The organism is Acinetobacter gyllenbergii CIP 110306 = MTCC 11365 (assembly GCF_000413855.1).
Classification (GTDB): Bacteria; Pseudomonadota; Gammaproteobacteria; order Pseudomonadales; family Moraxellaceae; genus Acinetobacter; species Acinetobacter gyllenbergii.
The window spans coordinates 40527-62495 of the sequence record NZ_ATGG01000017.1 but is presented as its reverse complement, the minus strand read 5'-3'; the positions used below and the strand labels follow the sequence as shown (position 1 = coordinate 62495).

Annotated in this window: 13 protein-coding genes and 1 pseudogene; 8 read left to right on the top strand and 6 right to left on the bottom strand. The window is 39.8% G+C overall.

Features of this window, described 5'->3' with window-relative positions; all coding sequences use genetic code 11:
- Positions 1-210: 210 nt before the first annotated feature.
- Together F957_RS09300 and mutS are read right to left on the bottom strand one after the other, a co-directional pair.
- The gene (locus tag F957_RS09300) at positions 211-768 is read right to left on the bottom strand and encodes a GNAT family N-acetyltransferase (RefSeq protein ID WP_045544708.1); all 558 of its coding nucleotides are present in this window, start codon (positions 766-768) and stop codon (positions 211-213) included.
- Positions 769-859: 91 nt separating this feature from the next.
- Positions 860-3499 carry a DNA mismatch repair protein MutS gene (gene mutS, locus F957_RS09305; RefSeq protein WP_016540562.1) on the bottom strand — a complete coding sequence of 880 codons (2640 nt, stop codon included), beginning with the start codon at positions 3497-3499 and terminating at the stop codon, positions 860-862.
- 668 nt (positions 3500-4167) lie between these two features.
- Here mutS and F957_RS09310 point away from each other — a divergent pair.
- The 8 genes and pseudogenes from F957_RS09310 to F957_RS09345 all read left to right on the top strand — a co-directional run bounded on the left by F957_RS09310 (position 4168) and on the right by F957_RS09345 (position 14481).
- A complete protein-coding gene (locus F957_RS09310) occupies positions 4168-5694 on the top strand; it encodes a TerC family protein (RefSeq protein ID WP_016540563.1) in 1527 nt (508 codons plus the stop codon).
- A gap of 272 nt (positions 5695-5966) precedes the next feature.
- Positions 5967-6911 (top strand): DUF4424 family protein, encoded by a 945-nt coding sequence (locus F957_RS09315; RefSeq protein WP_016540564.1) that lies wholly within the window; start codon positions 5967-5969, stop codon positions 6909-6911.
- 108 nt (positions 6912-7019) lie between these two features.
- The gene (mumR, locus tag F957_RS09320) at positions 7020-7931 is read left to right on the top strand and encodes a LysR family transcriptional regulator MumR (RefSeq protein ID WP_016540565.1); all 912 of its coding nucleotides are present in this window, start codon (positions 7020-7022) and stop codon (positions 7929-7931) included.
- Positions 7932-8274: 343 nt separating this feature from the next.
- Positions 8275-9526: pseudogene (locus F957_RS09325) on the top strand (NRAMP family divalent metal transporter).
- A 35-nt stretch (positions 9527-9561) separates the two neighbouring features.
- Positions 9562-10326: a LamB/YcsF family protein gene (locus F957_RS09330; protein WP_016540567.1), complete on the top strand. Its 765-nt coding sequence runs from the start codon at positions 9562-9564 to the stop codon at positions 10324-10326.
- A 2-nt stretch (positions 10327-10328) separates the two neighbouring features.
- Complete coding sequence (locus tag F957_RS09335) at positions 10329-11144, top strand: putative hydro-lyase (RefSeq protein WP_155762616.1); 816 nt, start codon at positions 10329-10331, stop codon at positions 11142-11144.
- Positions 11145-11176: 32 nt separating this feature from the next.
- Entirely contained in the window at positions 11177-12760 is a 1584-nt protein-coding gene (locus F957_RS09340) for a 5-oxoprolinase subunit B/C family protein (protein ID WP_016540569.1), read from the top strand.
- The gene (locus F957_RS09345; RefSeq protein ID WP_032860528.1) at positions 12760-14481 is read left to right on the top strand and encodes an acetyl/propionyl/methylcrotonyl-CoA carboxylase subunit alpha; all 1722 of its coding nucleotides are present in this window, start codon (positions 12760-12762) and stop codon (positions 14479-14481) included. The genes F957_RS09340 and F957_RS09345 overlap by 1 nt, the downstream gene beginning before the upstream one ends.
- Before the next feature lie 85 nt (positions 14482-14566).
- Here the strand turns inward: F957_RS09345 and pgaD are convergent, their stop codons facing one another.
- From pgaD to pgaA, 4 genes are read right to left on the bottom strand one after another with little or no spacing between them, the layout of a single operon-like run.
- Positions 14567-15040 (bottom strand): poly-beta-1,6-N-acetyl-D-glucosamine biosynthesis protein PgaD, encoded by a 474-nt coding sequence (pgaD, locus tag F957_RS09350; protein ID WP_016540571.1) that lies wholly within the window; start codon positions 15038-15040, stop codon positions 14567-14569.
- Positions 15037-16281, bottom strand: coding sequence for a poly-beta-1,6-N-acetyl-D-glucosamine synthase (pgaC, locus tag F957_RS09355; protein WP_016540572.1), 1245 nt, complete (start codon positions 16279-16281; stop codon positions 15037-15039). Before pgaC ends, pgaD begins: the two co-directional genes overlap by 4 nt.
- Positions 16278-18092, bottom strand: coding sequence for a poly-beta-1,6-N-acetyl-D-glucosamine N-deacetylase PgaB (gene pgaB / locus F957_RS09360; RefSeq protein WP_016540573.1), 1815 nt, complete (start codon positions 18090-18092; stop codon positions 16278-16280). The genes pgaC and pgaB overlap by 4 nt, the downstream gene beginning before the upstream one ends.
- Complete coding sequence (pgaA, locus tag F957_RS09365) at positions 18092-20557, bottom strand: poly-beta-1,6 N-acetyl-D-glucosamine export porin PgaA (RefSeq protein WP_016660376.1); 2466 nt, start codon at positions 20555-20557, stop codon at positions 18092-18094. The genes pgaB and pgaA overlap by 1 nt, the downstream gene beginning before the upstream one ends.
- Positions 20558-21969 lie beyond the last annotated feature (1412 nt).

Sequence of the window (21969 nt, the reverse complement as noted above, 5' to 3'; positions counted from 1 at the left end):
TTATTTATACATATGAAAAATAGATTAATATATTGATAATAAAGAAAATATTGCAATCATTTTTGGTTTTTTTGACTAAAAATAAAGTCATAGCCTGCTTAATTCGCTCATTCATTGCAACTGAATCTTATTTTTATTCTCAATTAAAACAGCTAATTAACAAGGCTGAATCAGCTTTAGTTTTTTATTTCTACTGAGTTGTATAAAAAGTTAAAGTGTATAGAGCAAGTGAATGTCTTCTGGTTCTCGTTCAAACAGCTGTTGATCAGGTTGTGCGATCAGTTGAGCACCTTGTTTCAGGTAAAAATCCACTGTGCGCTGACTCGGGGTGGCAGAAATATAGAGTTGTTTGGCATTCAGTTGTCGTGCTGAGTTAAGAGCTGATAACATCAACTGAGTGCCAATCCCTAAACCTTGATGATCAGCATCCACATAAAAATATTGCAGTAACTTGGCATCAGGATAGTCAGCAATATACTGATTGGAAACGACCTGTATCGCAATCAGCTGATTGTCTGAATCAAATCCACCTACGCATAGCGCCCCTTGTTGATGCAACTGTTTGAGCAAAGCTGGGTCATTTTCCAAATGATAGGTATCCCAATTTTGCACATCATAAAAACAATCAATGAGTTTCAAATCTAAACCCTGTTGGACATACATTTGAGTGATCAGTTCACGCCGACTAATCTGTTGCCAGATTAGATCAATTTCTGAAAATTGTAGGATTTTAAACTGAATATTAATGGTTTTGTCCTTAACTTTTATATTGAATCAGAAGGTGAGTCAACATCATCTCATTGGTAGAGGAATAGATGAAGATGGCTCAAACAGATTTAACTGATTTGAGCCTGCTATCTCATGATTTCAAAGCTGCTTTGAGTGAATAGAGCTGTTCCAATGCCTGACGCGGTGTTAGATCATCGACATCAATCTGCTGTAATAAGGTTAGTGCAGGAGATTGGGTTTCAACTTCAATAATTCTCTCGACCACTTGAGTTTCGATCTCATGCTCAACAGCGCTGAATAAGTCATTTTGTACACTACTTTGCAAATGTTGATGCTGTTGTTTTTCCAGAATCTTTAAACGCTTCTGTGCTTCTTTAATGACATTGGCAGGGATCCCCGCCAATTTGGCAACCTGTAGACCATGACTTTGGCTGGCTGGACCATGTTGAACTTTATGCAGCAAAATCAAATTGCCATTTAGTTCTTGTGCGGTAACATGATAGTTATCAATGCCAGCTTCGCCACCCAATTCAGTCAACTCAAAGTAATGTGTTGCGAATAGACAGAGGCATTTCACCCGTTTGGTTAAATCAACCACACAGGCCCAAGCCAATGAAAGACCGTCATAGGTACTGGTACCGCGCCCCACTTCATCCATCAGTACGAGAGACTGACTGGTGGCATGGTGCAAAATCTGAGAGGTTTCAGTCATTTCTACCATGAAGGTAGATTTACCTGTCGATAAATCATCAGCAGAACCAATACGAGTAAAGATACGGTCAATCGAGCCTAATTTTGCAGCTTTGGCTGGTACGAAACTACCGCAATAGGCCAATAGACTGATTAAAGCCGTCTGACGCATAAAGGTCGATTTACCCCCCATGTTTGGGCCAGTAATGATTGCCATACGATGTTGCGAATCTAAAAAGGTATCATTCGGTGTGAAAGGGGCTTTATTTAAGGCTTCAACCACTGGGTGGCGACCAGCCTGAATTTTGATACTGGTTTCAGGTGTGTATTCTGGTCTTGCCCAATTGTTGAGGCGTGCTTGATGGGCAAAATTTGCCAATACATCAATCGATGCAATCGCAGCACTCATCATCTGCAAATGTGCAATGTTCTGACGTAACTCATCCAGTAATGATTCAAACAAGAGTTTTTCACGGGCGAGGGCACGAGATTCGCTGGACAGGACTTTATCTTCAAAGCCTTTCAGTTCTGGTGTGATATAGCGCTCGGCATTTTTGAGGGTTTGACGACGAATATAATCGGCAGGTGCTTGTTCTGCTTGGGCACGGGTTAACTCGATATAATAACCACTGACACGGTTATAGCCGATTTTCAGTGTATTAATACCTGTACGTTCACGTTCTTTGATCTCTAAATCAATTAGGAATTGTCCAGCATGATCACGAATTTTACGCAGTTCATCCAACTCATCATCATAACCTTCTGCAATTACATTGCCATCACGAAGTAATACAGGTGGACTTTCAACAATTGCAGCCATCAGATGTTGATGTAGGCTCTTGAAGTCGCCAAGCTCTTCATCTAATTGAGTTAATAACTTAGATTGCTGTGTTTTTAAAACAGGATCTAAGGCATGGCGAAGGAAAGGAATTTGTGCGCAAGCTTGACGCAATTGCACTAAGTCACGCGGACGTGCGCTGCCTAACGCAACTCGACTGAGTACACGTTCAATATCGCCAATTTCTTTTAAAACTAAACGAAGTGGCGACTCATGATAGCCTTTTAACAATTGCTCAGTTGCATCGAGACGCGCATCTAAAATCGCGGTGTCCCGAATTGGCTGCATCAGGGTACGGCTCAGTAAGCGTCCACCCATTGCAGTTTGACAGTCATTAATTAATTGGAATAATGATGTGCCATGATCAAATAGTGGCTCAATAATTTCTAAATTGCGACGAGTAATAGGATCCAGTGCAATAAAGTCAGTGCTTTGCTCAATTTGAATGGAGCGGATATGTGGTAAGGCAGTTTTCTGTGTTTCTTTGGCATAGTGAATCAACGCAGCAGCAGCGGCTTTTGCCAGTGGTAATGGGTCTAAACCAAATCCTGATAAGGTTGAAACACTAAACTGATCGCATAGGGTTTTTTGTGCATTATTTAAATTAAAGTCAACATTGGGACGTTTAGTAATAGGGCAGTCTAGATTTTTCTTAATCTGCTCAATAATATTTTGATCAATAAGATCTTCATCAATCAAAATTTCACTGGGCATTAAGCGAGCCAGCTCGATTGGCAGTTGTTCAGGTTTATAGTCTTGTTGTTGAACTTTAAAAATACCTGCACTTAAGTCGAGTAAGGCAAAACCAATTTGATTTTGTTGGATGCAGAGTGCGACCAAATTTGAGGATTGATAGCTCCCCAGTAAAGCATCATCAGTTAATGTACCAGGGGTTAAGATCCGAACCACTTTACGTTCAACAGGCCCTTTGCCTGTGACTTCTCCGACTTGTTCGCAAATCGCAACTGTGCGACCAGCTTTGACTAAACGAGCAAGATAGCCTTCTGCGGCATGATAAGGCACACCCGCCATAGGAATCGGTTGACCGCTGGCCTTACCACGATGCGTCAGAGTAATACCTAAAAGTTTAGCCGCTAAATGTGCATCTTCGAAGAATAGCTCATAAAAGTCACCCATACGGTAGAACAGCAATGCATGCTGATAGTCCGTTTTGACTTTGAGATATTGCTGCATCATCGGCGTATGAGATGAAAGATCAGCCATGATTTCAGCGCTATTCATGTATATTAAATCCTTAAATTTAAATAATAAATAAGTTTAATTTAAAAGTTTGGCTGTCTCGCCAATTCTAACAGCCACTGTAAAATTCGACTTAATTGCCAAGCAAAGTATACCTTTCTAAGGACTTCTTTTCTGTCAAAATTGAGTCAACAGTGTATGAGAAATTGAATGACTTCCTCATTAGCTCATCTTAACAAATTGAGAAAGATTCACAAAAAGGAATCCGTGACGTGTGAAGAAATAAACAGCAAAAGAATATGACTCGATCAACTTGAGAAATCGGTCAAGTGTCGCTATAGCATTCAAGTTGCTAAGCAAAAAGAACGAAGATTGTTTGCTCAGGTCTTTTTTTAATCTGAAAAATAATGTCCTTAGTTGTTTGGTTTTCTGGGTTTTATTGTGAATCTAATCGCTTAAAATATGTAACAAATTATTGAGAATCCAATTAAATTATAAACTTTAAATATAGATATCATATTGATATTTAATTGCTTTGTTTGGTTTTGTTTCACCTGTATCTGAATCTTAAAAAATTAAACCAAATTTTTTAAAGATTAGGCATAATCGGAGCAACTATTGTAAAAAAGGTCAACATAGATGGATCCCTCGCCGGGTACAAATTTAAACTACAGTTTCATGACTCCTTGTTTTTGTTTAAGGAGTAAATAATGGAATTTTTATTAGATCCAGGGATTTGGGTAGGTTTGCTTACTCTGATCGTTCTAGAGATTGTTTTAGGGATTGATAATCTCGTCTTTATTGCTATTTTGGCAGATAAACTTCCTCCTTCCCAGCGTGATAAAGCCAGAGTCATTGGTTTATCCCTCGCATTGATCATGCGCTTGGGCTTGCTGTTCGCCATTTCGTGGTTAGTCACCTTAACCAAACCGCTCATTTTTATTTTCGACTGGTCTTTTTCGGGTCGAGATCTGATTCTTTTATTCGGTGGCCTATTCTTACTTTATAAAGCGGTCAGTGAATTACATGAACGGATGGAAGGCAAAGCGGAAGTCAAAATTACCACCAATGTGGTATATGCAAGCTTTACTGCGGTCGTCGCCCAGATTGTGGTACTGGATGCTGTATTCTCTTTAGATTCGGTTATTACCGCCATCGGTATGGTAGACAATATCTACGTCATGATGGTCGCGATGGTTGTCGCCATGCTGGTGATGTTGCTTGCTTCTAAACCATTAACTGAATTCGTTAATCGACACCCAACCGTTATTATTCTCTGTCTCAGCTTCTTACTGTTAATCGGTATTAGTTTAATTGCCGAAGGTTTTGGTTTCCATATTCCGAAAGGTTATATCTATTCGGGTATTGGTGTCGCGATTGTGATCGAGGCATTTAATCAGTTTACCCAACGCAACAGATCTAAGCATGAGTCGAAGATTCCGTTACGTAATCGAACCGCAGATACGATTTTGAAGCTCATGGGTGGCAAGGCAGAAACCACTGCAACAAATCCGCTGCAACATTTGGAAGCACAAGAAACATTTGATGACCAAGAACGTTATATGATCGGGGGCGTATTAACGCTGGCAGAACGATCTGTGGCCTCAATTATGACGCCTCGTAGTCAAATTTCTTGGATTAACATCAACGAAACGCCAGAAAAAATACGTGAACAGATTTTATCTGTGCCGCATAGCTTATTTCCTGTCTGTCGTGGCAGTTTGGATAAAGTATTGAGTGTGGTTCGTGCCAAGGAAATCTTGGATGTATTGGATGACGAAGCACAATTAAAATTGCTAATCAAAGCACAACGCCCGATTTTTATTTTTGAAAAAATGAAAGTGATTGATGTGATTAACACATTGCGTACTTCTAAAGGCTCATTGGTACTCGTTAATGATGAGTTTGGAAATGTGCAAGGATTAATTTCACCTTTAGATGTGTTTGAAGCAATTGCGGGTGAGTTTCCCGATGCCGATGAGCAGCTTGAATTGATCAAAGTCGATGAAAGTACATGGAAAGCCTCAGGCACCTTGGATTTGTATCAACTTGAATTACAGCTCGGTGTTGATCTCGTCGATGAAGAGACTGGTTATATTACGGTGTCAGGACTTATTTTAGATAAGTGCAATGGCATGGTAGATGTTGGTTCAATGCTGGACTATCAAGACCTACAATTTGAAGTGGTGGAGATGGAAAGCAATCGAATTAAAACAGTCATGATTCGGTTGAAATAAACCATCATGTTCAATGTCAGGTTCAGGATTAGATAAAACTTTGAACTTGTATGTAAAAAATCTAAGACCGAGGAGCAGTTTGTGAGCAACAGGCTGCTCTTTTTTTAGATCAATCGACTGCAAGCTTTTCTAGTGATGTCAGCTCGTTCAGAACAATGATTGATCCTCAATAGGGTAGAATCAGAAAAAAAGTGAATATCTGAGGCTTTAAGCCGCTATGATTGATCACTGACAGGTCCTCATCATTACAGTCTTAAATTGGACACTTAAAAATGAAAAAAATCATCTTGGCATGTTCTATTTTGCTGCAAATACCGACCTATAGCCTCGCCAATGATTCAACGGGCTATGTGGGGACGGGCGGAGTGGCCTATCTTAAAAATGCGCATATTGCGATGCAAAGTGAAGACTTATTTATTAGCAAGAAACTGATTAAAGTAAATTATCTTTATAAAAACTTAAGCAATAAAGATGTGACAGAAACTGTTTTGTTTCCCTTACCGCGTATCGATAACTTCTTTGAAGCGGATTTTGCCCATACCGAAGCATTGCTAAAAAGCTTTAAAATTATTGTTGATGGTCAAAATATTCAGCCAGAAATGCATGTGCGTACTTTTATCCAAAAGGATGAAAAGTCGCCGTTGATTGATGCAACAGATCTATTTAAACAATGTGGTTTTAGCCAAACCGACATGCTTAATCCTTGGATGCGTAACAATGATGACGATCGCTATTTTGTTGATAAATTAAAGCAATGTAAGCAGCCACACATGCAGAAAATATTAGCGAATTTTAAACAAGATGACGAAATTCCATGGTCATCTCAAGTGATTTATAGCTGGAAGCAAACCTTTAAAGCCAATGCCTTGACCAAAATTCAGCATCAATATCAACCTCTGGTGGGTGGTTCTGTTGCCCTATATCCAGATGAATATAATCAAAACTTTTGTATGGATGCACAATTTAAGCAGGGCTTAAAAAAAGCCAAAGCAGAAAATTCACCGTTTAATGCTTTGAGCTACATTTTGACCACAGGTGCAAATTGGGCTAAACCGATTGAAAATTTTAAATTAACGATTGAGCGTGATAAGAATGAATTGGTTTCATTTTGTTGGAATGGCAAAGTTGAAAAAATCAGCCCAACCCAATTTCAGATGAGCAAGCGCAACTTTGTTCCTAAACAGGATTTGGACATCATCTTTGTAAAGGTGAAATAAACCAATCACAAAACCTGCTTCAAGAAAAATCAATAAACAGCTAGCTTAATCTGGCGGATCACTCTCATACTATACAGCGAGAAAAGGATAGCGAGCTTAGGATTAAACGTGAATTTGAAGAATCTCGAAGCATTCTACTGGGTGGTGACCCTCAATAGTTTTAATAAGGCAGCGACAAAATTACAAACCACCCAGCCTGCGGTATCACAGAAAATCACAGCGATTGAAAATGACCTTGGATTTAAAGTTTTAGATCGAAGTTTTCGCCAGCTTAAACCGACGCATAAGGGCATGACCTTATTTAAATATGCTGAAAAGTTGATGCGTTTAGAAACTGAACTCATTGCGGAATTAACGGAAAATCAGCATTTGACCGGTACAATACGGCTGGGGGTTTCAGAAACCATTGTTTATACATGGTTGGTCGAATATATCGAAAAAGTTCAGCAAGAATTCCCTAAAGTTTCAGTCGAAATTGTGGTCGATCTGACCCCGAATTTACAAGAAGGTGTACGCACAGGTGATCTGGACATGGCCTTTTTACTCGGGCCAACATTGGCTTTTGAGTGTATCGAACAGGCACTTTGTGATTTTGAACTGAGTTTCTTGGCGTCACCGTCATTTAAAGGAGGGGTCGGGCAAATGTCATTTAAAAGCTTAATGTCGCATACGATCTTAACCTATCCCAAAATTACCTACCCCTATAAAGAGCTCAAGGCCAAAATGAAAGAACAGGGGCTTGATGAGCCACTTTCGATTACCAGTTATTCTTTGGCGACTTTGTTACGACTTGCTGAGCAAGGCTTAGGGATCGCTGTGGTGCCGACTTTAACCGCTTTAAAAGAAATTACCGATGGTCGATTAGAAATATTAAACACCCCAATTCAGTTAAAGACCTTTCACTTTACCTCGATTTATATTCAAGGTAATGATGCTGCATTGAAAGAGAAATTAACCGATGTCGCCGTGATGGTCTCTGAAAGTGCGATGCAAAGACTGAATCAACGAATCAAAAAATAGAGGCTTATTCACTTACTTTTCAGTGTATTTCTCGGCTTTAGAATAAGGTCATTTTTTGGATAAGTCATAAAAGCAGCTTATGGAAGGTGATAAGTAAAATTTATATTGAAAACTCTTAATAATAAAAATTTAATAAATTCATATATTTGATTTTATTTTGTGCTGTAGAAAGTCGTATTGTTCAGTTGGCTTGCATATGTTTTTATTTGAACGAGAAGATTTGATTACCCATCGCTTAGTGGGAGAACAGGGAATCTTTGTGATTTAAAAAGGATTAAAGAAGATCGTTTATAAACAAAATGATGCTCTTAGATCAAGTTAAAAATCGCGTTATTAAGCTCAAATGGACGAGGAACGCATTAATGTCTTTATTGAAGTCTTCTTTTTTGTCGGATCGCCAATGGGCCATCGTCGCCTCAATTTTTATGATGGCAACTTCGGCAATGGGGCCTGGATTTTTAACCCAAACCGCTGTGTTTACGGTGAAGTTAGGCGCCGCATTTGGTTTTGCCATTTTAGTTTCCATTTTGATTGATTATGTGGTGCAGCAAAATATTTGGCGTGTCGTGACTCTCACACAAATGCGTGCATCCGATATTGCCAATAAGGCTTTACCGGGCAGTGGCTATTTACTTGCATTTCTGGTGATTCTAGGCGGTTTCTTCTTTAGCATTGGAAATATTGCAGGTGCTGCATTAGGTCTAAATGCATTATTTGGTTTGGACACCAAATGGGGCGGTATTCTCAGTGGTGCATTGGCGATTTTGATTTTCGCTTCAAGAAAAGCCACGCTTGCGATGGATAAAAGCATGATCGTATTGGGATTGCTGAAAATCATCCTGATCATCATTGTGGCTGTGATTGTAATGCCACCTGTTGGACAAGCGGTACAACAAACCTTTGCACCAGACCAAATTGATTTTGCCATTATTACCACCATTGTCGGTGGCACGGTGGGTGGCTATATTTGCTATGCAGGCGCACACCGTTTACTGGATAAAGGCGCTGTTGGCCCTGAAAATATTGATGAAGTAGCCAAAGCAGCGACCAAGGGCATTGTAGTGGTTGGCATCATGCGCTATGTCTTATTTTTAGCCTTCTTGGGGGTGGTGGTGAGCGGTGCAACGATAGATCTCGCTAGTCATAATGCCAATCCAGCGGCACAAGCATTCCAGTATGCTGCGGGCACATTGGGTTATAAATTATTTGGCCTGATCTTTTGGGCAGCTGGTATTAGTAGCACCATTGGTGCAGCCTATACCTCGGTTTCATTCTTTAGTGCATTTAAAAAGAATTTAACCCCAAAACAAAGCAACTATACCACCATCACTTTTATTGCCTTAGCCTTATTACTCTATGTGGTATTAGGGGCAACGCCAGCAGGTCTATTGATCTTTGTCGGTGGCTTTAATGGTTTAGTGTTGCCAATTGGTCTTACAATTTTTGTGTATGTTGCGGCTTGCCGTAGAGACTTGATGGGTAATTATAATTATCCAAAATGGTTAATTGTTTTAGGTGCACTCACCTGTGTATTGACGTGGTGGATGGGCTATATGTCATTTACGACTGTGTTTAACTATTTGACCAAACTTTAAGCCAGATAATCGTATAGCGAAAAAGGAATGATGCCATGTTTGTAGATTTAAACAGTGATTTGGGCGAAAGCTTTGGCTCATGGAAAATGGGCAATGATGACCAGATTTTACCTGTGGTGACCAGTGCCAATATCGCATGCGGTTTTCATGCAGGCGATCCTTTGGGGATTTTAAAAACGGTTCAGAAAGCCGTTGAATTGGGCGTCACGATTGGGGCACATGTGTCTTATCCAGATCTGGTTGGTTTTGGTCGCCGTAATATGGATGTGTCACGTGACGAACTGATTGCTGATGTGCTGTATCAAATTTCAGCATTGGACGGTTTGGCGAAAGTGGCAGGTTCAAAAGTGCAATATGTAAAACCACATGGCGCGCTCTACAACACCATTGCCCATGATCAAGCTCAGGCAGCCGCAGTGATTGATGCGATTAAGATGTACAACCCTGACCTAGTTTTAGTGGCTTTGGCGGGGTCAAGCTTGGTCGAGCAGGCACGTGCTGCGGGTTTAAACGTGGTGTCAGAAGCATTTGCAGATCGTGCTTATAATAGCGATGGCTCATTGGTATCTCGTCGTCTAGAAGGCGCGGTTTTACATGACTCTGCCTTTGTTGCGAGCCGTGTGGTGTCTATGCTTAAACAGGGGGGGGTTGAATCAATTGACGGTGTATTTACCCCCATTCAGGCCGATACGATTTGTTTGCATGGTGATACCGACGGTGCGCTAGAAATGTCAACTGCGATTAAAGCCGAACTGCTAAAAAATCAGATTGAAATCCGCCCATTTGTAAATAAAGTATAAGGATGAGCACCATGTATAAGGATATTAAAGTCGACCCAGCTCAGCTTGAAGCCGCTTTAGGTGCACGCTTAAAAATACGTGCTGGCTTTGATCAGCCGACAGCAGGCATGGCTGCGGGCATGACACAGGTGAATATGATTTCTGTGCCTAAAGATTGGGCCTATGACTTTTTACTCTATGCACACCGCAATCCACAAAGTTGTCCTGTACTCGATGTACTTGAAGAAGGCATCTATACAAGCAAACTTGCCGCAGACTCAGACATTCGAACCGATTTCCCGCGCTATCGCATTTGGAAAGACGGCAAAATGGTGGATGAAGTGACTGATGCCAGCGAGATTTACCATGCTCATCCTGATTTGGTCACATTTTTGATCGGTTGTAGTTTCTCTTTTGAAACAGCTTTGCAAGAAGCGGGGATTGAAGTTCGTCATATTCAGGATAAGACCAATGTGCCAATGTATCTGAGTAATATTCAGTGCCAGCCAGCAGGGCGTATTTCAGGAAACATGGTGGTTTCTATGCGACCTATTCCATCACACCAAATTAGTGAAGCAGTAAAAATTACAGCGCGTATGCCAAGTGTACATGGCGCACCTGTACATATTGGACATCCTGAAAGCTTGGGCATTCGGGATCTAAATCAGCCTGATTTTGGTGAGGCGTCTCGTATCGAAGCAGGTGAGATCCCCGTGTTTTGGGCCTGTGGTGTCACTCCACAAGCGGCAGTCATGAACTCTAAAATTCCTTTTGCAATTAGCCATGCGCCTGGCCATATGTTGATTACTGACATTCCTGACCGTGCTTGGATGGGCTAATTGGGCGAATGAACAATTAAAAGGATAAGCAAATGCGTTTTTTATCGGTAAACGCCGATTGTTTTCTGATTGAGCTTGCGAGTCTCGAAGAAACTTTGGCGTTGTACAATAAATTGCAAAACACGTCATTGAATGGAATTAAAGACTTAGTCCCCGCTGCAAAAACAATTTTGGTTTTTTTTAACGAGATCGAAACCAACTTTAAAACGCTGGTTGCTTTCATTCAGAGCCTCAAAATTGATTCAGGATTTGAGCGTAGCAACCAAGAAGTGATTGTGCCGATTCGTTACGATGGTGAAGACCTTGCACAGGTGGCTGAGTTGCAAGGGTTGTCTGTAGCAGAGGTGATTCGAAAACATCACCAAAGCATCTGGAATGTGGCTTTTATTGGTTTTGCGCCAGGCTTTGCTTATATGAGCAGTCCCGACCGACCATTTACTGACATTCCACGTTTAACGGTTCCGCGTAAAAAAATACCTTCAGGCTCGTTAGGATTGGCTGGTAGATACTCTGGTATTTATCCAAAAGACAGTCCAGGTGGCTGGCAATTGATTGGAACTACAGACGAAAAAATGTGGGATTTAGCGCGTAAAAATCCTGCGTTGCTGTTACCCGGTATGACGGTAAATTTTGAAGATGTCACACATCATCCGATAACTGTGAGTGTACCTCAACAGATCACGCGTACGGTTGAACTGAAACAATCGGTGCCACTGTTTAGTATTACTGCGCCCAGCCTACAGATGTTGATTCAAGATGAAGGGCGTTTTAACCAGACCAAGATTGGCGTTGGAATGGCGGGTGCAATGGACTTATCGGCGATGCATAGTGCCAACCGTATTGTAGGGAATCCAACTGATACGCCTGTGATTGAGGTTTTAAATGGTGGCTTAAAGGCCAAACTGCAGCATGGTGCTGTGATTGCAGTTACAGGCGCCATCTCAAATATCCGTGTGAAATTTGCAGATGGTCAAAACGCAGAGTTTGCAAGTGATCAGCCGATTGACCTGGATGAAGGCGATGAGTTTCATATTCTGCCGCCTACAAAGGGGTTGAGAAATTATCTTGCTGTTCGAGGTGGCATCAAGGTTAAGCCCGTTTTAAATAGTGCTTCATTTGATAGTTTGGCGGTGTTAGGGCCAGAACCTTTAAAGCTTGGAGATACCATTTATCAAGGGCAAGTGAAGGCGGCCAACATTAGTGTCAATGAAGTGGGTAAGAATGATTTGCCCAAAGTTGGTGAAGTGGTTGAGCTCGACATTGTGATGGGTCCACGTACCGACTGGTTTGAACAAGACAGTATTGAACTGCTCTGTCAGCAAGAATGGTTGGTGACTAATGAAAGTAATCGCATTGGGCTCAGATTGTCAGGTGAGCAGTCTCTAACTCGCAAAATTACCCATGAGTTGGAAAGTGAAGGCACGTGTATTGGGGCTTTACAGATTCCACCGAGTGGTCAACCCGTTTTGTTTATGAATGATCACCCTTTAACGGGGGGATATCCTGTCATTGCCGCTGTTGCAAAACATCATTGGGATTTGGTGGCACAGATTCCAGCAGGTTGCCGGATCAAATTTAAAAAAATTACCGAATTTACAGATTTTGAGAATAAATGATGAAGACTGAAAAATTATTGATTGCCAATCGTGGTGAAATTGCCGTTCGTATTATTCATGCTTGCCGTGACATGGGCATTGCATCGGTCGCGTTATATGCAGATGATGATATGGGCAGCATGCATGTCGAGCTTGCCGATGAGGCTTGGGGTTTGGCTGGTGCGACTGCCAGTGAGACCTACTTAAATATTGCTGCCATTATCGAGATTGCAAAGAAATCCCAAGCAACCATGGTGCACCCAGGGTATGGTTTTTTATCTGAACGTGCTGAATTTGCCCAAGCCGTGATTGATGCAGGCTTAAAATGGGTCGGGCCATCTCCAAGTGCCATTGAAAAACTGGGTGATAAAATCGAAGCGCGTAAAATTGCGGCTTCAGTGGGTGCGCCGTTGGTTCAGGGGACGCAAGACCCACTCAATAATGCAGATGAAGCTTTGGATTTCGCTAAACAGTTTGGTTTGCCGATTGCGATTAAAGCGGCATTTGGTGGCGGTGGTCGTGGTTTAAAAGTGGCGTGGACACTTGAAGAAGTCAAAGAGCTGTATGAGTCGGCAGTACGTGAGGCCAAAGCTGCCTTTGGGCGTGGTGAATGTTTTGTTGAACAATATCTAGACCAACCACGCCATGTCGAAGCTCAAGTGATTGCTGACCAACATGGCAATATTGTGGTACTTGGCACGCGTGATTGCTCTTTGCAACGCCGTAACCAGAAGTTAGTTGAAGAAGCGCCAGCACCCTTTATTCGCGATGAAATCTATCAACAAATTTTAAGTTCAGCAAAAAATATCTGTCAGGCAGCCCATTATGTTGGTGCAGGAACGGTAGAATATTTATTGAGTCGTGATGGAAAGCTTTCATTTTTAGAAGTAAACACCCGTTTGCAAGTTGAGCATCCCGTGACCGAAGAAACCACAAACGTGGATTTAGTGGTAGAACAAATTCGTGTTGCGCAAGGCCATGAGCTTTCGATTAAAGAGACACCTAAAGTACAGGGTCATGCGATTGAATTTCGTATTAATGCCGAAGATCCAGCGCGTGGTTTTATTCCAGCATTTGGTGTGCTGAACTTATTTGAAGCACCATTTGGTCAAGGGGTTCGCGTCGATACAGGGGTTCGCACTGGCTCATTGGTTTCCAGCCACTTTGACTCACTTATGGCAAAACTGATTGTGACGGGCCCAACCCGTGAAGTTGCAATTGCCCGTGCTAAACGTGCGTTAAAGCAGTGTAAGATCGAAGGGGTGGCGTCGGTTCTAGATTTCCACCGCGCAGTACTCAATGAACCTGATTTTAGCGATGAGTTTAAGGTCCATACCCGTTGGATCGAAAATGACTTCAAGCAACAGTTAAAGCCAAGCAAACGCAGTATTCCTAATCATCAACAACCCTTGCTGCTCAGCTATATTGAAATTGATGGCAAATTACATCGTTTAGGTTTACCTGCAGGTATGTTTGCACAAAATCCTGCTAGTGCGATTCAACAGCAGCAGTCAATTGAACCTGAACTGAGCGCTGAGCATTTACTGGCTCCGATCAATGGTGTGGTTAGTTCATGGAAAGTTACACAGGGGCAGCAGGTGACTGAAGGGCAGATTGTTGCGATTATGGAAGCCATGAAAATGGAAGTCCCCGTGCTTGCACATCAAAGTGGAGTCATTCAAATCGTGGCAGAACAAGGGAAAAGTTATCAGGCTGAGGCCATTATTGGCATAATCGAATGATGCTCGATATCAATCAGTATGTTTGGAATTGAAGCGATGAAAAGAGGCAATTGCTTGCCTCTTTTCATTTTTGGTTCATGAATAGTTATCTCAGTTCATAGTCAGCTAAAATACCTTCTTGGTTATAGTGCAGTACAATGTTTTTTGAGCGTTGAATTTTGGATAGCTCCTCCTTTGGAATCAAAAATCCCTCAGCAAGAATAGAATGGCTCACGTTCACCACAGTCATTTTTTCCGTGTTTCGGTATCGTAACCAGTTATAGCTCGCCCATAACAACAATGAGGCACAACAGATCATCACCATCAAGGCGAGCCAAAAGAAATTGTGGATCTGCACGCTCATCTGTTCTGCAAAAATATAGTTTTTGATGAGCTTACCTTGGTATAGCCATAAAAATATCGCCAATAACGGTAAAAATAGCAGTGTCCAGAGTGCCCAACCGATCCCTTGCAGCAAATAATGTGCACCTTTGTTTTTTACATACTGATGTTGGTCAATATATTCAGGAATATCTAGCTGTGAAATATCCTCAATGATATTCAAATGTTGTTTGTTCATTCTGACTCACCTTTAAAACCACGATCTGGGCTAACCCATCTCGCTCTTTTCTTACGTGTAAATAAAGCTTTTGGTACAGCAACCACAGTTGTTGCTGCACCGAGCATCCAAAAAAACAGGGGATACCAAATCACCCAAAAGTAATTTCTAAAGAAACGGTTTCCGTCATATCGTTTGTCAATGAATAAGCTCACAAAAAATTGAATCAGACAGGTAATGGCTAAAATGACGCCGTACCACTGTGGAAAGAGTGATTTAATCTGCCATTCTGCGGATAGTGGAACGACTAGCCCAACGAAAAACAGGATAATGATCATGAAAATGACATAGGCCCAAACCATGCTGATGATGGCTTCTAGTGCAACAGGCCACATTTTGAGTGCTGAAATCTTAAAGAGTTTGGGAAAATAGGTTTTAATAACTTCAACCCCACCTTGAGCCCAGCGCAATCGTTGTTTCCATAAACCTTTAAAGGTTTCAGGCATATAGATGTAGCACAGCGCATTGGGAACATAGTGAATATCCCATTCAGCCAGTTGAAGTTTCCATGAGATATCAATGTCTTCAGTAATCTTATCTTCTGACCATAAGCCGACTTGCATCAGTGCAGTTTTTCTAAAGCCAGCAATCACACCTGAGACTGTAAAAATACGTCCATAAGTCCGTTGGGCACGTTTAATTAAACCAATGATGGATGAAAACTCACCCACTTGTAGTTTTCCTAAAATACTTGAACGATTTAAAATCCGAGGGTTTCCAGTTACTGCGCCAACCTGATTAAATGCTGTAAGTTGATGCATCATCCAAATCGCAGCATGGGGATGCAGCAAGGCATCTCCATCAATACAAATCAGATATTCGTATTGGCTGACCATCATGCCTGAACGTAAGGCAAAAGCTTTTCCTTGATTTTCTGCCAAGTGCACAACCCGTAAATCGGGATGTTCAAGCGCCAGTTCATCCAATATTTTTGCGGTATCGTCAGAACTGCCATCATTGACGGCGATGACTTCAAATTTTGGATATTGTGTTTGCAGTGCAAACCGTAGGGTTTCTCTAACTTGAGCTTGTTCATTAAAACAAGGAATGATAATGCTGCACCCTTGTTCTGAAATCTCGGGTAATTGGTTTTGCTTATATTCGCGTTTAAAGTAGAACCATAAACCACCTACCATCCATGTCCATGCCATCAGCAAGGGATATATAAAGGCAAATAGGAAAAGAGTTTCCATTAAGGTCATGGCTGTTCTCCATTTACGTGTTGCTGGAGAAATGGATTGCGATAACTGATTGGACTGTCATTTAAGCTGAGAGGGGTAAATAGTTGTTCATGCACCGCTTTTGCATTATCGAAGCGGTAATTGCTTAAAACCAATTTTTGGATTCCATGTCTTTGTAAATTTAAATAGTGTTGCTGCAAGTGTTGTAGCTGCTTTGGCGAAGACTGGTCGTGGTGAACTAAAGTCACCATCAGTCTGGCTTTTTGTGAGGCAGTTAAATGATCTACCTGTTGTATAAATTTTTGATAGCTATTGAGATTATCTAGACTGTTAATTTCAATATTCAATAATGATACGAAGGGTAGATAGGTATTAACCATTTGCTCTAAGCCCTGATCTGTTAAATCAGAGAGTGAGAGCTGTAATATTAATTGGAAGGGATTACTTTGATTGAGATAAGGCGTGACCGCGGCTTTGACCTGTTGTGTTAACTTTAAAATGTGTGTTTCTTTTTCCAGACACGTTGGGCTCACTACGGTGCTATAACGACAAGCGAGTTGTTGATCTGTTTTTAAAATAATGCCATCCAGATTGGGGTTATTCTGGATCAGGTCTCTGCTTAAATCGATTGCTAAATGAGTTTGCTTCAAGTCAGGAAAAATCGGCATCTGTGCATAGACTCGATGAAAAACCCGTGTTCGCGTCTGCCAGTGGGTGCGACTTAAAATATCTTGGGCCAGTTTTAGACGTGTTGTTGGAAAGTAGCTTTGGGCATAGACAGTATTATTCTGATCAGTTAATGCATTAACGATTAAAGTATTGGTTTTTAAGGCACTTAAATTATTTAATAAACTGCCTAACTGCTGATTAAACTGTGTACTATCTTGTGAGAATTGGCCTAGATCAACTTGCACGGCCCGAATAGGTTCATACGCTTGTCGTTGACCGTATTCCATAAAGCCTGTGAGTTGTTCACGTAAATTTTCAGCTGTTGGATTATTTGAAACAATACCGCGTTGAAAAGTTGCATCATGGGTGTCATTTAATTTTTCCGTCCCTAAACTAAAAGACAGAGGAAAGCCTGCTTGATTCGCAATTTGAGTGACTTGTGGGTTGACCGCACCATAGGGCCAAATGATTGCAAGTGAATCTATTCCTAGTTTTTGCTGCAAGATTTTTTTGGATTTCACCAAATCATCATAAATCCGCTGGCTATATTCAGACTCAGTTTCATAGCGCTGTTGGGTTATATCGTATTGTCGAGTTAAGGCGGCAGGCTTTTCATTTTTTTGTATGTTGGCCAATATGCCTTTGTGCAAATCATGGCTATGGCTGGCAAATTCAACTAAACCTGATTTTTGAATCTCTTGCAGTTGTTTCCAGCTCATCAAGTTATTTTGACCATAGGCTTCATAAGCAGCTTGTGTATTACCTTCTGTCCAACTGGTCACCAAAGCAAAGACCACAGGAATTTGATATTGCTTGACCAAAGGATAGACATGGCTATAGCTACTTAAGGCACCATCATCAAAACTAATTAAAATTGCATTTTTCGGTAATGGAACACCATGTTCCCGAGAGGCCATAATTTGTTTGAGGCTAATTGGAGTCCATTCAGAACGTTTCAACCATTCAAAAAATTGCACTAAATTTTGGGTATTAATGGCATACACATCTCGGTCGCCATTTTTTAAAACATCATCACGCACATCGTGAAAGGTCAAACTAACAAAATGATGGGCATCAAATTTTGCTTCGTCTGCGGCATAACTTTGAACTGGGATAAGAAATGCACATGCAGAGAGTATTCTAAACATATTGAAGAATGTCATTAGAATCGCCCTCCAAAACCTAATAGGGCATAGGTTTGATTCTCATTGATGCCATCATAGGGATGTCGTTTCCAACCAATGCCATAATGCAGTGCCCAGATCCGCGACAATTGCCACTCATGTCGATATTGGGCATCAAAAATCGGCTTGGAGCCGTAATCTTGTTGCTGAAACATACCTGCATTGATCGAAAAATTTTGATTGAAGTGACGTTCGTAATTTCGCCAAGTCAACCAGTCATGGCTCAAGTTGATCGCGAGACTATAACTTTGTTTAGGACTAAAATAGACCACGTTATCTAAACGATTTTTGCCTAAAAATGCAGAAAAGCCTGCTTGTGTAGTGTGGTGGGCCGTTTGAAAAATACGTTGATTATAGTTTGCAAAAAAATCATGGCGTTTATTTCCATCGCTAATATCAGTGTAGCTATATCCTGCATTGGCTTGTCGGGATTCATTTTGCTGCCATTGAATCGAAGCGCCATAAGCTTTGCCATTTTCACCTTGATTGATGGCTTGTAATGGAATATTGGCTTGGGTATTGAGGGATAAGGCATACTGCCAATTGTCATTGAGTTGATGTGACCAATCTGCTCTTAAGCCTTGACGTTGACCTTCGGTATTTTGAGAGGCAACCAGCGCCAAGTTTTTACCTTTGTCTTGCCATTGCAGACCTAAACCAAAGCGTTGTTCTTGCAAATCACCATCGGCATATTTTCCCCAAAGATCTTGATGTTCAACCAAGATACGATAATTGTCTGCTAACCACGGTGAATATAGCGTGGTGTTGGATTCACGATCACGTGTCCCTTTGAGTGATTGTAGTAATTGGTTTTGTTCAGAGCGGCTATGTGAAAAGCGACTTTCATGGCTCATGCTGGCGTGATTACGATCATTTAATTCTTTACGACTTTTTATAACACTGCTATCGCTGGGGTAGTCTTCACTCAGCGCTTGAGTTTGCTGCTGCCAAGCTTGGATATCGCCAAGTGCTTGGGTATTTTGCATGGTATTCATGCGTGTATATTTTGAGTGAGGTTCTAAACCATTTAAACGATCAATGGTAAGTTGAGCTTGGCGAGGGTTACCACGCCAACGCTGGATTTTGGCTAGATCATTTAAAAATTGAACACTGTTCGGGGCTTTGGCTACGGTATTATTTAGATATTGTTCTGATAAATTTAAGTGATTCCGATAAGCCATATTTAATGCAACTAACGACAGATATTCATTTCGATCTGGGTGTACACTTTTATCGACGCCTTTGGCCTCGCTATATTCATACGTGGGAATCAATTCATCAATTAGGTTAATCAGCGCATTTGCATCTTTATATTTTTCTTGTTCGATTAATGCATAATAAAGTGATGTATATAGGCTGATATCGGGATAGTTTTTCTCAGTAAGCAAGCTGCGATAGATTATCTCAGCTTCGGCAGGTTGTTGATTTGCAAGATAGGTATCTGCAATCGCATGGCGTGTATAGGCAGGCATTTGCTCAATAGAGGGTAAGGGAACTTGCCTTAAGATGCTCAACAGCTGTTGTTTGTTTCCACGATAACTCAATGCATACAGGTAGTCATAATAGAAACGATTAAACATGGCTTGATTCGCTGGAATCTGCTGTGCAATTTGTTCGCCTTCTTTCAGAACTTGATCGAGTTGTGCAAAACTTTTGTGATCGCTTTCTGCACGAGCAGATAAATATTTTTGCTGTTTGATTGCCTCATTTATGTTTTGTGAAAATCTTGCAATTCTATTCTGCCAAATAAAATTCTGGTTTCGATCAGACAGATGGTGCTCTTCAGAAAAAGCAGTGGCCATTTCATAACTACCTAGTGCAACGAGAATATTTAAATATTCATTTTGAATGGCTTCATTGTTTGGTTGTTGGGCATAAGCCAACTGAATGGTGTGTAAGGCATAAGTCTGTTGTTCTAATAGTCGATAAACATAAGCCGCTAAAGCCAACTGTTCAACACTCATTTGCGTTGTCTCAAGATTCTTCAATTGCTTTGCTGCTTCAGTCGGTTGTTTATTTTCAGCAAACAATGCTGCTTTAAGAATTGTGACCTGCACTTGGTTATGCGATTGATAAGGTTCAAATTTATCTAATAGTGCTAATGCTGAAGCAAACTGTTTCTGATCTCGTAAAAGTTTAACTGTTGCGAGTTGAGCATATTCAGGGAAGAGCTTAGGCTGAATTCGTTGGGTTAAATCAGCTAGGGTGGTTTGTGGCAGACCTTGAATGTGTGAGGCTGATAATAAATAGTCAGCTAAGATGTTCTGTTGATCTGGGTACTGCTGTAATAAAGATTCAAGTGCTGTTAATCCTTGAGTTGTTTGCCCATTTTTAATTTGCGCAATTGCTTTTTCTCTTAAGAAATCAGATGGATGTGCATGTGAAAGATTAGACATAAAAAAAAACAACAAGCTGGCTGGAAAGAGTGAGTGAAGATTTTGCATAAAGTGTTTGAAGTGTGTGTTAATTATCTTTTTTATTTTAATATGTGATTTAAATCACATATTGTTTTGCTTGTGTACAGCTATGTTGATTGGTTTTTATTTGGATAAATATATATTAATCAGTATTTTATTTATGCTCTTATTTTTAAATCCAGATTTTCACTGGGTTTTTATGTTTTTTCAGTTCATACCTTTGTGTATTTTATGTTTTGTATTTTGGTTGTGTTAATTGAAGAAGAAATATGAATAACTGAGTGAAAAAACGACTGTAATAATCATATTGAAGAAATATCGTTAAGTTTTGATAAATATATTTTTAAGTAAAATCATGCGATTGTGTGGCTTATTTGGCTTGTACATGTCTGTTTTAGATTAAGCCTTGAGTAGACGAAAACCATAAATATAAATTAATTTTATCTTTGCGCTCTAATTACAAAAAATAAACCTATTCTGTTCTGAATTTAACTTCTTTTAATAGTTTAAATAACTGTATTTTATATTTATTTAAATTTTTTTTATAAATTTTATTTTCAAAAAATTGGCTGATTTGAAGCGTATAGCTAAAGATTTTTTTAATTGTCTTTTGTATAAATATTTGAATTTTTTGAAAATATTATTTTTTTGGAAAATTGGATAAACAGTGATTTTGAAAAAATGCTAATTTTTGTGTATTAAATGCTAATTATTTAGTACACAAAGCAGTTATTTTATTTTTATATTATATAGCCAAGGTGTAGATGTGGTATATAAAAAAATTACAGTATCCGATTATCGGAAGATAAATAAAGCAAGTGAAATTAAAGTAAATAAAAAACATCTGAATCATAATGTATTTTTTTTACTGATCATGTGCTTGTGGAATTCAAATATTGGTTATATTTTTTTGTTTTTATATTTTTTAAATTATATTTTTGAAAAAATGAGTGATTATTACTTTTTGGTTGGATTTTCTCTACTGTTTAGCTTTGGTTTGATTGTTTCTATCTTTCTCTTAATTTTTGTCGTTGAGCTTTTTTTCCCATCAAAATGATTTTAAATTTATTGTGTAAGAAAATAAATAGAAACTCAATGAATTTAACGATGCTTTAAATTTTTGCACCAAATTGAGGCGGTTTATTGTCATTTTAGTGCTTTAAAAAATAATTAAAATTTTTTGAAAATAGTCAATATTCATCAATATGAAATAATGTAGATGATAAAAAGAAAATTTAAAAAATTATAACTTTATATAATTCAGATTGAAAATCTGATTATCGAACAAGCCTTACTTTTAACTCTTACTTTCGGGAAGATACTTTTGCAATCTTGAAACTTTCCCTGAAATGATAAGTTTTTTTATAGAAATGATAATTTTTTTATTGAATTTTAAAGTAGATTCTGAGCATTATCTGTGACTAATATCACAAAAAAAT

What these genes read in the sequence shown, in the direction of transcription:
- mutS (WP_016540562.1), bottom strand. Translation starts at nt 3,499, where the DNA reads ATGAATAGCGCTGAAATCATGGCTGATCTTTCATCTCATACGCCGATG.
- F957_RS09310 (WP_016540563.1), top strand. Translation starts at nt 4,168, where the DNA reads ATGGAATTTTTATTAGATCCAGGGATTTGGGTAGGTTTGCTTACTCTG.
- F957_RS09315 (WP_016540564.1), top strand. Translation starts at nt 5,967, where the DNA reads ATGAAAAAAATCATCTTGGCATGTTCTATTTTGCTGCAAATACCGACC.
- F957_RS09330 (WP_016540567.1), top strand. Translation starts at nt 9,562, where the DNA reads ATGTTTGTAGATTTAAACAGTGATTTGGGCGAAAGCTTTGGCTCATGG.
- F957_RS09335 (WP_155762616.1), top strand. Translation starts at nt 10,329, where the DNA reads ATGAGCACCATGTATAAGGATATTAAAGTCGACCCAGCTCAGCTTGAA.
- F957_RS09340 (WP_016540569.1), top strand. Translation starts at nt 11,177, where the DNA reads ATGCGTTTTTTATCGGTAAACGCCGATTGTTTTCTGATTGAGCTTGCG.
- F957_RS09345 (WP_032860528.1), top strand. Translation starts at nt 12,760, where the DNA reads ATGAAGACTGAAAAATTATTGATTGCCAATCGTGGTGAAATTGCCGTT.
- pgaD (WP_016540571.1), bottom strand. Translation starts at nt 15,040, where the DNA reads ATGAACAAACAACATTTGAATATCATTGAGGATATTTCACAGCTAGAT.
- pgaC (WP_016540572.1), bottom strand. Translation starts at nt 16,281, where the DNA reads ATGACCTTAATGGAAACTCTTTTCCTATTTGCCTTTATATATCCCTTG.
- pgaB (WP_016540573.1), bottom strand. Translation starts at nt 18,092, where the DNA reads ATGACATTCTTCAATATGTTTAGAATACTCTCTGCATGTGCATTTCTT.
- pgaA (WP_016660376.1), bottom strand. Translation starts at nt 20,557, where the DNA reads ATGCAAAATCTTCACTCACTCTTTCCAGCCAGCTTGTTGTTTTTTTTT.